Origin of the sequence: Caballeronia sp. (assembly GCF_049581465.1) — a bacterium.
Classification (GTDB): domain Bacteria; phylum Pseudomonadota; class Gammaproteobacteria; order Burkholderiales; family Burkholderiaceae; genus Caballeronia.
The window spans coordinates 1-11249 of the sequence record NZ_JBAUSA010001192.1 but is presented as its reverse complement, the minus strand read 5'-3'; the positions used below and the strand labels follow the sequence as shown (position 1 = coordinate 11249).

Sequence of the window (11249 nt, the reverse complement as noted above, 5' to 3'; positions counted from 1 at the left end):
GCGCTACTTCTTGCCGTTTGCTCCGGCCATCGTCGGCCTTCTAAGCTGCGTGTCGCTACGAACTCGCGCGCTTACGTTCATCTTGATGGTGACTGCCGCAGGTGGTGCATTCATGCCGTTCATCGTCATGCGGATCGCTATGGGACAACCGCCGTACTAGTACGAAGCGACTTCGGGAGCATTGCAAGTGAACGGAGGATCCGTTGGGCTGGGTGCCGGATGGCTTGACGGCGCGTTTGCGAACCTGAACTTTGACCGCCTTGATTTTCCAAGAAGCCTTTATTAAAGGACGGTCCGTCGCGTCACGAGAAACAGCTCAGGATTGGAAGCGCGGCCAGGTACACGACTGACTACGCTCAAGCTAGAGATACGCGACGACCACTGCCATCATTGCGTGGTCGGTCGGTATATCCCATTGACGTATCCCACGCACCACCGTAATTGGATATACCTTTGACATATCCCAAGGAGCCCATCGTGGAACAAGGTGCCATCTTCAAAAGCAAACGCAGTCGAGCGGTACGCCTACCAAAATCCGTGGCGCTTCCTGACGATGTGAAACGGGTCGACGTGGTGGCCATCGGTCGCGTTCGTATCCTGACCCCTGCCGGCGAGTCCTGGAATAGCTGGTTTGATGGCGAGGGGGTAAGCCCCGACTTCATGTCCACCCGCAACCAGCCCGCCGATCAGGAACGTGAGCGGTTTTGATGCTCAAGTACATGCTCGATACGAACATCTGCATCTTTACCATCAAGAACAAACCCCACGGGTTCGCGAGGCATTCAACCGCTACCATGGCCAACTCTGCATCAGCACGGTGACCCTGATGGAATTGATCTATGGTGCGGAGAAGTCCGCTTCGCCGGAGAAAAATCTAGCCGTGGTCGAGGGCTTTGCGGCTCGCCTCGACGTCCTGGATTACAACCACGAGGCTGCCGCTCATAGCGGCCAACTCAGGGCCGAACTAGCAAAGATGGGCAATCCAATCGGCCCCTACTACAACCAGATGATTGCCGGTCACGCACGATCTCAGGGCCTTATTCTGGTAACGAACAATCTTCGCGAGTTTGACCGGGTAGCCGGTCTACGAGTTGAAACTCCGTTCCCGCACTTGATCTTGCTCCCGCGAGCCGAACCCCTTGCGAGTATGTAAAGTCAGGCAAGGAGTAGCACGGATTTTCGGGAATTCTTTGGCTTTCCCGGACGTGAATTTCCCGCAACGCCTTTTCCGACAAGGGTTTTCAGGATGATTTCAGGGGATTCTGCGAAAAACTAGATGGTGCGCCCGGCTGGGATCGAACCAGCAACCCCTGCCTTCGGAGGGCAGTACTCTATCCATTGAGCTACGGGCGCGTAGAAGCGAGGGCACCGCGTTCCATAAGGTGAAACCTGGAGGCAGTACCGATGCGAGTCCGAAAGAATACCCGGTTTGCTCCGATACGTCCATCGCGGGGGCTTGGCGCACCTTTCAAACTCCTTCCGCGCCCCAAACAACGCCGGTCGAAAACCATTTGAAATCCGGGTTAACACGTGCTGCGACAGGCCTTTGCTGGCACGCCACCCAGTAAACGTTCCGTCTATAATCGACCGTGCTGATGGAGACGGAGATGGCCGATCAGGTCAGAACCCTTCTGCGAAGTTACAGCCGCGCTGTCGCCGGACCGACTCACAAATAAAAAGGGAGACGAGACAAGCATGAGCGAAGGACCCCACGAAGCCCCGATCAAAACGCCCGGCCAACTCATTGCGGCAGTCATCGCCGGGTTTGCCATCCCGATCGCCGTGATCATCATGCTGGCGGTGTATGTCAACAACACGACCCGCAACGGCGCTGGCACCGATTCCCTCTCCGAAGAGTCCGTCGCTCAACGCATCGCCCCGGTCGCCCAAGTCGACATCCGCGACGCCAACGCGCCGCATGTCTACAAAACCGGCGAAGAAGTCTTCAAGGCGGTCTGCACAACATGTCACACAGCCGGTGTCGCCGGCGCGCCGAAGTTCGGCAATGCGGGCGATTGGGGACCACGTATAGGCCAAGGCTACGACACCCTGCTTCACAACGCGCTCAACGGCAAAGGCGCGATGCCGGCCCGTGGCGGCACCAGCCCCGACGACTATAGCGACTTCGAAATCGCACGCGCAGTCGTCTATATGGCTAACAATGGCGGCGCAAAATTCGACGAACCCGCGCAACCGGTAGCCGGCGCGGCGGCAGCAGCATCCGCGGCGGCACCGGCAAGTGGAGCCGCGGCATCGACCGATAACAACCAGGCCGCCGCCGCAGTCGCAGCGCTAGCCAATGTCCCGCAAGCAAGCTCGGAAGCGGCGGCAGGAACGCAAAGCGCGGACGCGTCGCAAGCAGGAAAGACGCTTTACACGCAGGTCTGTCAGGCATGTCACGCGGCCGGCGTTCTCAACGCGCCGAAATTCGGCGATAAAGACGCCTGGGCGCCGCGCCTCAAGGAGCCAATGGACACGGTCTACAACTACGCGCTGCACGGCAAGGGCGCAATGCCGCCCAAAGGTGGATCGAATGCGCCGGATGCCGACGTGAAAGCGGCTGTCGACTACATGGTCGCGGCGGTGAAATAACGCCTTTTGCTTCAACGCCACTCGAAAAAACCCTGAGCAACGCTTTGCTCAGGGTTTTTTTCACTGAAGCAAGATTCGGCAGGCAGCCATCGCGAAACGTTCACCACGCGAACTCGACATCCGTTAACTGAATTCGAAATCTCTTAACGAACTACGCGAACTTAAGGCCGTTCATCGAGAAACAATCACGCTCAAGCTCCTATGCAGGCTTCTGCAACAGCGCTTTCAGCATCGCCATCCGGTCTTTCGGCGATAACGGCGCTTCTTCTTCGGTCGGTGGCGGTGCGTCGTCGAGAAGCATCTCAGGGATAAATCGCGACGCCTCGCAGACCACCGTCTCACGCGCCCGCTTGCGCTTCTTGCACCAGTTCAGATGCAAACTGCGCTGCGCCCGCGTGATCGCGACGTACATCAGGCGCCGCTCCTCTTCAATCCGGCCCGTATCCACCGGCGCGTCATCGTCGGAATTTCCCCTGTGCGGCATGATCCCTTCCTCCACGCCGACCAGAAAGACGTGCGGATATTCAAGTCCCTTTGACGCATGCACCGTCGATAACCGCACGGCATCCGGATTCTCGTCCTTGCCTTCGAGCATCGACATCAACGCGACGGTCTGAATCAGACCGAGCAGGTTCTTGCCTTCATCGCCGAAACCGTCGGCATTGTCATAACCCGTTGCTTCCGAATCCGCCGATGGTTCCCGCTCCGGCTTCGTGCCCTTCTTCTTGAGCCATTCGCAGAACTCCAGGACGTTTTGCCACTTCGATTGCGCCTGCCGCTCGTCGTGGGCATCGTAGAGATACGCCTCGTAATGGATCGCCTCCATCATGTCGTCGAGCACGGTGGTCGCCGGATCGCGCCCCGCACGGTCGGACAAGCGCTGCATCCAGTCGCAAAACGCGCGCAACGGCTCAACCTGCCGCGCCGACAAACGCGCTTCGATACCGCCCATGAACACGGCCTCGAACAGCGACACCTTCGCCTGGCCCGCAAACGAACCGAGCGCTTCGAGGGTGGTGTTGCCCACGCCCCGGCGCGGCGTGGTGACCGCGCGGATGAACGCAGGGTCGTCGTCGGGATTCGCGATCAGCCGCAAGTACGCGATGATGTCCTTGATCTCTGCTTTATCGAAGAACGACTGGCCGCCCGACAGCACGTACGGAATCCGCTCGCGCCGCAGAACCTGTTCGAAGATCCGCGCCTGGAAATTCCCACGATACAAAATCGCGTAGTCGCGAAAGGTCGACCGCCGCTCGAATTTATGCGCCGACAGCCGGAACACGACAGACTCCGCTTCGTGCTCTTCGTCGTTGCAGGCGGTGACGGTAATCGAGTCGCCCATGCCGTGATCTGACCACAGCTTTTTCTCGAACAACTTCGGGTTGTTCGCGATCACGTTGTTGGCCGCAGTGAGGATGCGCACCGTCGAGCGGTAATTCTGCTCAAGTTTCACTACGTGCAGCTTGGGAAAATCCTTGCTCAATTGCCCGAGGTTTTCCAGCGTGGCGCCGCGCCATCCGTAGATAGCCTGATCGTCGTCCCCCACGGCCGTGAAGGCTGCGCGCGGACCGGCGAGTAGTTTCAGCAATTCATACTGGCACGCGTTCGTGTCCTGATATTCATCGATGAGCAGGTAGCGCAGCCGGTTCTGCCATTTTTCGCGCACCTGCTCGTTTTCCCCGAACAATTGCGCGGGTTTCAGGATCAGGTCATCGAAATCGAGCGCCTGATAAGCGTGCAGCGTCGCGACGTAGCTGCGGAAAACAATGGCAGCCTGCATCTCGTCTTCATTCGATGCACTCGCCGACGCCTGATCCGGCGACACCATGCTGTTCTTCCACAGCGAGATGATCGACTGGACTTTGCGGATCAGGCCTTTGTCGGTGGTGCCGAGCTGTTCCTGGACCATGCCGAAGCAATCGCTGGAATCCATGATCGAGAACTGCGGCTTCAGCCCGACGTGTTCGGCCTCCTGGCGCATGATCTGCACGCCGAGCGAGTGAAACGTCGAGATGGTCAACTGGTTCACCGGCACCTTGCGACCTTCCTTGCCAGGCGTGGTGAGTGTTTTGCCTTCCAGCAGCTTCGCCGTGCGCTCGCGCATTTCTAGCGCGGCCTTGTTCGTGAAGGTCAGCGCGGCGATGTGTTTCGGCTCAAAACCCCGCCCTTCTATCAGGTGCGCGATTTTCTGCGTGATTACGCGCGTCTTGCCGCTGCCGGCGCCGGCCAGCACGAGACAAGGACCATCGAGATAGCGCACCGCTTCGTTTTGCGCGGCGTTCAGACCTGCTGCGGACATCGTTCGGGTACTTTATTGATACGCGTTTGCAGCGCCTTTGCAGGCGGCCGGTCACACGTTGGGTGGGCAAAATCGCGCGTTTTGCTGGAGCGGCGCGTTTCGAGTGCGCGATGTTAACACGGAAAACCGTGGGCTTTTTGGGGCCTGACGGCGGTGCAGGCACGGGCAATGCAGACTTAACGAAGGCCCTGGACAACGGATCGCCTCGGCGGGCGAACTCAAGCGGACTGAACAAGAGACCGGGCAACCCGCCCAACCACCCGCGAGCGCAACGCCCCGAACAAACTCGTCATCTTGTCGTGCCACAATATTGCTCAATGACAAAGATCAAGGATGCCCCGATGACAGCAAAACTAAAAGTCGGCCTGATGGGCTACGGCTTCGCTGGCGAAACCTTCCACGCACCCGTCATAGAACATTGCGGCCGCGCGACGGTCGCGGCCATCGCCACCGGCAAGCCGGAGCGCGCCCAAAGCGATTACCCGAACGCGACAATCGTGGAAACTTTCGACGCGCTTATCGAACTTCAAGACGTCGATTGCATCGTGATCGCCACGCCCAACGATACCCATTTCGACCTCGCCCGCCGCGCGCTCGACGCAGGCAAGCACGTAGTGGTCGATAAACCGGTGACGCTTTCCGGCGCCGACACCAAAACGCTCGCCGATCTCGCCGCGTCACACAAGCTCCTGTTCGCGCCCTTCCACAACCGCCGCTGGGACGGCGACTTCATGACGATTCGCGCACTGATCGATAGCGGCCGGCTCGGTCGCGTGACGCACTACGAATCCCATTTCGACCGTTTCCGGCCCAAAGTGCCGCAACGCTGGCGCGAGGAAGCGTCGCGTGGCGGCGGCCTGTTGTTCGATCTGGGGCCGCATCTCATCGATCAGGCGCTCGTGCTTTTCGGCCTGCCCGAAACAATCTACGCAACCGTGAAAGCGCAGCGCGATCACGCGAGTGCGCCGGATTACGTGCATCTGCTGCTCGGCTATCCAGACAAGGAAATCGTGCTGCACGCAAGCGCGCTGGCCGCCCTCGAACCGCCGCGCTTCACTATTCACGGCACACGCGGCAGCTATGTGAAAACCGGGCTCGATGTCCAGGAAGACCAGCTCAAGGCCGGTCTACGCCCCGGCAATCCCGAATTTGGACGCAACCCGCCGGGCCTGCTGCGTGAAGTCGACGGCGATCATGACCTCCGCCAGGAATTCGCCACTCGCGACGGCGCGTACGTGGAGTTTTATCGTTCGCTCGCTGCGTCTGTGCTGGATGGCAATCCGTTTCCAGTGACGCCGCAAGATGCCGTCGATGTCATGACGATCATCGACCTGGCCATTCAAAGCGATGCAGAGGGCCGCCGTCTGCAGTTCACACGCCTGCAGTAAAACGTCGAGCCAAGCCCCACACCCGCCCGACGCCTAACTTTCAACTACACAGCGTTACATTTGATCGCGCCCCCCGCGTCAGCGGGGGCGCGATCAAAACGTTCTCGTTACGTTGCCTCAAAAATCCATAAGGGAAAAACTCTCCATGCAGCAAACCCTCAAAACCGTCGTTGTTCGCACGCTGCTTGGCGTGGCGCTGGCAGGTGCCCTCGCGGGATGCGTCGTCCCACCCCGGCAAGTCGATATCGTCCAGGAAGCGCCCGCGCGTCCCGATCCGCATATGCAAGCTGTCCATCGGATGGATCAGGTCAGTGGCCGTATCAACGCGCTGTGGCATCACGTCGATCAACGTGTAGGCCAGGGCTTCTACCCGCCGCCAGAAGGCGATGCATTACATCATCGGCTGGATCTAGTGCGTCAGGAAGCGCATGACATGGCTTTCCAGCATGGCGGCGGTTTGTCGGGTGAAGAACAGCACGCGCTGAACGGCGAGCTGGATGGTTTGCAGCACGCGATCCAGTAAGCACCGCAGTTTTCATACGCCGAACGACAGGCCTGCTTTGCAGCTGCCGTTCGGCTCAGATTGATTATCGATCGAGAGTCTTGAGATCGAACCCCAACAGCATCTGCGCTACTTCCACGACCTCCTCCATCGCCGCCTCGACAGCTTCGGCCGACGGCTCCAGCAGAAGATCATCGGCGTAACCCATCGCCAGCGCGAAAAGTTGCCGTGCCGCACGTTCCGGCGATGCGCATCGAAACACCTTAGCCTCCACACCCTGTTCGATGATTCCGCCAAGCATGCCTTGCCAGCGACTGATCTCGCTTAAATAAGCCCGCGCCAGTTCTGCGTCGTGCATGGCCTCGTCCCAGGCATCCAGCCACAGCCCCCAACCATCACTCTTGCTCGCGGGCAAGCAATCGCGGATAAAGCCGAGCAATGCTTCGACGGGCGGTTTATCGGCCAGATGTGCGCCGGTTTCCTTGAGTTGCTCGTCGGCAAAGTGCACGAACGCTTCACGGCGCAATTCATTCCAGTCGCCGAAGTAGTGATAGATATGACTGCGCGACAACCCCGCATGCTCGGCGAGATCGCGCGTGGAAACATCCGCAAAACCTTTCTGGCGGAACAGCTCCAGGGCGGCCGCAATGATCTGATCTTTGCGTTCGGGGGACGACCGCGACATGTTTCGATTCCCTTTGTAAGTTGTGAACGTACTCTTGCTGAGCTTGCGCTTTGAGCGACTGCTCAATTATAATTTGAGCAGTCGCTCAAATTATAGCGGCGATTTCACCCAAGGTACGGTCATGTCATTCGTCACACCAGAAATCCGGATAGTTGAGAGCGAAAAGCTCGCTCAGCAGTCCGCCACGTCCACGCTTAAAGCCATTGCCCGGGCCTATCCGGGCAAGCTGTTCTGCACGCTCTCGCTGGTCGCGCTCGAGAACGCGCTGTTGCTCGCTTATCCATTGTTCGCGGGATTCGCCGTCGACTCGATCATTCGTGGCGACGCTCGCAGTGCGTTGTTTTACGCGGTGATCGTATTGGCGTTCTGGGCGATCGGCGCCGCGCGCCGGGCCGTGGATACGCGCACGTTCACGCGGATATACGCCGATCTGGCGGTGCCGGTGATCCTCAACCAGCGGCTGCAGAATCAAAGTACGTCGACGGCTGCGGCACGGGTCGTATTGGCCCGGGAGTTCATCGACTTCTTCGAAAAACACGTGCCGACGATGGTTACCGCATTGGTGTCGATCATCGGCGCCGTGGCGATGTTACTCGCGATCGAGCCGTGGATCGGCATAGCCAGCCTGGGCGGGTTGCTGTTGTGCCTATCCTTGTTGCCGCGCTTTGCAAGGCGCAACCAGGGCTTGCATCACCGCTTGAACGACCGGTTAGAGAAGGAAATCGGCCTGGTCGCCAAAGTCGGTACGATCACCCTCAAACGGCACTACCGTGTACTGTCCAAGCTCCGAATTCACCTGTCGAACCGTGAAGCCGCGGCGTATCTTTTTGTCGGTTCGGTGGCGGCCGTGCTGTTTGTCATCGCCATCAGCCAGTTGGCGCTGGCACCGGCGGTCAAGGCCGGGCATGTCTATTCCGTGATGACGTATCTCTGGACCTTTGTCAGCAGCCTCGACGAGGCACCCTCGATGGTCGATCAACTGGCGCGCTTGCGCGATATCGGCAAGCGCGTGGACCCAGGGCTCAACAAGGATTAAAGGCTGCCGCGCCAGCCCTCTTCGTTTGACAAGCTGAATTCGGTCGCGTAAATTCGCCGCACGCGTCGGGAGAGAGCGCTGGCCGTTGGTCGTCGATGTTCAAAACGACATGAAAACGAAGCCGCGCCGCCGAAGGGGCACACCCACAAACTCTCAGGCAAAAGGACCGGCCGCGTCGAAGTTCCGTTCAAGCAGTGCGCCTTTAACCGGGTGCCGGTGGACGGAAAGTCGAACTCTGGAGAGCGGCATCGGCTGATTACGAAGCACCAGCCACATGCCCACCGAAGGGGCGCGCGCCCGAACGTCGGATCATCGGCGAACAGCGTGCAATCTCTCAGGTACCGAGGACAGAGGGGTCATGTACCGGATCGCTACGCGGTTTGGGCTTCGCATGTTGCCACCGGACGGTTTCAGGCGTCGGGCGCAGCACGAAAAGCCGAAACCCCGAGCGGGCTCGACGCATGGCCTTTTCTCGTTTTCGCGCACGCCCGAGGCCCGCTCCATGTCTGATCTTCAACACACGCCCCTGCACGCCACGCACCTCGCGCTCAACGCCCGTATGGTCGATTTCGGCGGCTGGGATATGCCCGTCAACTACGGCTCGCAGATCGACGAACATCACGCCGTGCGCACCGACGCCGGCATGTTCGACGTGTCCCACATGCGCGTTGTCGATTTCACCGGCGACCAGGCCCGCGAGTTCTTCAAGTTCGCGATCGCCAACAACGTCGACAAGCTCACCGTTCCAGGCAAGGCGCTCTATTCGTGCCTGCTGAATACGAACGGCGGCGTAATCGATGACCTGATCGTCTATTACTTCGCCGACGACAACTACCGCGTCGTGATCAACGCCGGCACGGCGGAAAAGGACATCGCGTGGTTCGGCCACCTGAACGCGGAAGGCGGCTTTGGGCTGACCATCTCGCCGCGCCGCGATTTCGCGATCGTCGCCGTGCAAGGTCCAAAGGCGCGCGAAAAGGTCTGGCAAGTCTTGCCCGAAACCCGCGCCGCGACCGAGCACATGAAGCCGTTCAACGCCGTCCAGTTCCCCCTCACGCCGTACGGTGACGTCATGCTCGCGCGCACCGGCTACACGGGCGAGGACGGCTTCGAAGTCACGATCCCCTCGACCAAGGTTGAAGCCTTCTGGAAAGCACTGGTGGCGCAAGGCGTCAAACCGGCGGGCCTCGGTGCGCGCGACACGCTGCGCCTGGAAGCGGGTATGAACCTGTATGGCCAGGACATGGACGACAACGTATCGCCGCTCGACGCAGGCCTTGCGTGGACCGTCGATCTCGCTGACAAGGACCGCACCTTCGTCGGCCGCACGGCGCTGGAGAAGAATGGCTCGAAGGCAGGCTTCGTCGGCTTGATTCTCCTGAAGGAAAACGGCCGCGCGGGTGGCGTGCTTCGTGCTCACCAAAAAGTGATTACGCCGGACGGCGAAGGCGAGATCACAAGCGGCACATTTTCACCGTCGATGCAGGAATCCATTGCCTTCGCGCGCGTTCCGCCCAGCGTCAAACCGGGCGACACCGTACACGTCCTCATCCGCGACAAACAACTCCCGGCAAGCGTGGTAAAACTGCCGTTCGTGCGCAACGGCCGAGTTCTCGCGTCGATTTAATGGCGCTCGAATGGCCCCGCGACACGTTCCCTTTAACGACATCTGGAGCATCCCATGAGCATCCCGGCTGAACTGAAATACACCGAATCGCACGAGTGGGTGCGCACCGAATCCGACGGCACATTGACGATCGGCATTACGGATCACGCGCAGGAAGCACTCGGTGACATCGTGTTCGTCGAACTGCCGGCTGTCGGCAAGACCGTTGCCGTGGGTGACGCTATTGCGGTGATCGAATCGGTGAAAGCCGCGTCCGATATCTATGCGCCGGTGTCCGGCGAAATCGTGGCTGCAAACGACGCGCTCGCGGCCACGCCGGATCAGGTCAACGGCGCGCCGTATGAAAGCTGGCTCTTCAAGATCAAGCCCGCCGCAGACGCAAAGACGGACCGGTTGATCGACGCCGCTGCCTACGGCGCGTCGATCGGCGAATAAATCGCGGCAAATAACTCAATTAACGACAGTGCGGCGTGCCAGTGCAAGCTGTGCCGCCGCACCTGCAGGAACTCTCATGAAGCTCGAACACCCGGATGGCCTGATGAACCGCTCAGCCTTGTCCCTCGCCGCCCTCGAATGTCACGATGCGTTCGCCCAGCGGCACATCGGCCCGGATGCGGCCGACCAGCACGCGATGCTCGAAGCACTGGGCTTCGCATCGCGCGCAGCGTTTATCGACGCGGTGATTCCCGAATCGATTCGTCGCCACGAAACGCTGCCGCTCGGCGCGTTCACGCAGCCGAAAAGCGAGTCGGAAGCGCTGGCATCGCTGAGGAAACTGGCGGATCAGAACCTGGTGTTCCGCACGTATATTGGCCAGGGCTATTACGGCACGCACACGCCGGCCGTGATCCTGCGCAACGTGCTTGAAAATCCGGCCTGGTACACGGCTTACACGCCGTATCAACCGGAAATCTCGCAAGGCCGTCTCGAAGCGTTGTTGAACTTCCAGCAGATGGTAATCGACCTGACCGGTCTGGCAATGTCGAACGCATCGCTGCTCGATGAAGCCACGGCCGCGGCCGAAGCCATGACGCTTTTGCAACGCGTGGGCAAGCCCAAGTCGAACCTGTTTTATATCGCCGACGACGTGTTGCCGCAGACCATTGAAGTCATACAGACG

At 59.8% G+C, this 11249-nt stretch carries 9 protein-coding genes, 1 tRNA gene, 2 pseudogenes and 2 riboswitches; of the genes and pseudogenes, 9 read left to right on the top strand and 3 right to left on the bottom strand.

Going from position 1 to position 11249, the window contains the following annotated elements; translation table 11 throughout:
* Positions 1–477 precede the first annotated feature (477 nt).
* Positions 478–708, top strand: a complete 231-nt coding sequence (vapB, locus tag WCA53_RS29165; RefSeq protein WP_423919319.1) for a type II toxin-antitoxin system VapB family antitoxin — start codon at positions 478–480, stop codon at positions 706–708.
* Positions 708–1153 (top strand): annotated as a pseudogene (gene vapC, locus WCA53_RS29160) (type II toxin-antitoxin system tRNA(fMet)-specific endonuclease VapC). The gene vapB and the pseudogene vapC overlap by 1 nt, the downstream one beginning before the upstream one ends.
* 124 nt (positions 1154–1277) lie before the next feature.
* Here the strand turns inward: vapC and WCA53_RS29155 are convergent.
* Positions 1278–1353, bottom strand: a tRNA-Arg gene (locus WCA53_RS29155).
* A gap of 342 nt (positions 1354–1695) precedes the next feature.
* On the opposite strand from WCA53_RS29155, the gene WCA53_RS29150 reads away from it, so the two are divergent.
* On the top strand, positions 1696–2592 hold the full coding sequence (locus WCA53_RS29150; protein ID WP_423919316.1) for a c-type cytochrome: 897 nt from the start codon (positions 1696–1698) through the stop codon (positions 2590–2592).
* 199 nt (positions 2593–2791) lie between these two features.
* Here the strand turns inward: WCA53_RS29150 and WCA53_RS29145 are convergent, their stop codons facing one another.
* Positions 2792–4891, bottom strand: coding sequence for a UvrD-helicase domain-containing protein (locus WCA53_RS29145; RefSeq protein ID WP_423919313.1), 2100 nt, complete (start codon positions 4889–4891; stop codon positions 2792–2794).
* Positions 4892–5232: 341 nt separating this feature from the next.
* Between WCA53_RS29145 and WCA53_RS29140 the strand changes: the two genes are divergently transcribed.
* The gene (locus WCA53_RS29140; RefSeq protein WP_423919310.1) at positions 5233–6279 is read left to right on the top strand and encodes an oxidoreductase; all 1047 of its coding nucleotides are present in this window, start codon (positions 5233–5235) and stop codon (positions 6277–6279) included.
* A 145-nt stretch (positions 6280–6424) separates the two neighbouring features.
* On the top strand, positions 6425–6802 hold the full coding sequence (locus tag WCA53_RS29135) for a hypothetical protein (protein WP_423919307.1): 378 nt from the start codon (positions 6425–6427) through the stop codon (positions 6800–6802).
* A gap of 64 nt (positions 6803–6866) precedes the next feature.
* On the opposite strand, the gene WCA53_RS29130 is transcribed toward WCA53_RS29135, so the two are convergent.
* Entirely contained in the window at positions 6867–7466 is a 600-nt protein-coding gene (locus WCA53_RS29130; protein WP_423919303.1) for a TetR/AcrR family transcriptional regulator, read from the bottom strand.
* Positions 7467–7587: 121 nt separating this feature from the next.
* Here WCA53_RS29130 and WCA53_RS29125 point away from each other — a divergent pair, with 121 nt between their 5' ends.
* From WCA53_RS29125 to WCA53_RS29110, 4 genes and pseudogenes are all read left to right on the top strand, one after another.
* Positions 7588–8502, top strand: a complete 915-nt coding sequence (locus tag WCA53_RS29125) for an ABC transporter six-transmembrane domain-containing protein (protein ID WP_423919298.1) — start codon at positions 7588–7590, stop codon at positions 8500–8502.
* A 56-nt stretch (positions 8503–8558) separates the two neighbouring features.
* Positions 8559–8681: riboswitch (glycine riboswitch) on the top strand.
* A 46-nt stretch (positions 8682–8727) separates the two neighbouring features.
* Positions 8728–8863, top strand: a riboswitch (glycine riboswitch).
* A gap of 141 nt (positions 8864–9004) precedes the next feature.
* The gene (gene gcvT, locus WCA53_RS29120) at positions 9005–10129 is read left to right on the top strand and encodes a glycine cleavage system aminomethyltransferase GcvT (protein ID WP_423919294.1); all 1125 of its coding nucleotides are present in this window, start codon (positions 9005–9007) and stop codon (positions 10127–10129) included.
* Between the two features lie 54 nt (positions 10130–10183).
* The gene (gcvH, locus tag WCA53_RS29115; RefSeq protein ID WP_423919291.1) at positions 10184–10564 is read left to right on the top strand and encodes a glycine cleavage system protein GcvH; all 381 of its coding nucleotides are present in this window, start codon (positions 10184–10186) and stop codon (positions 10562–10564) included.
* Between the two features lie 76 nt (positions 10565–10640).
* Positions 10641–11249 (top strand): annotated as a pseudogene (locus tag WCA53_RS29110) (glycine dehydrogenase (aminomethyl-transferring)); the annotation flags it as partial.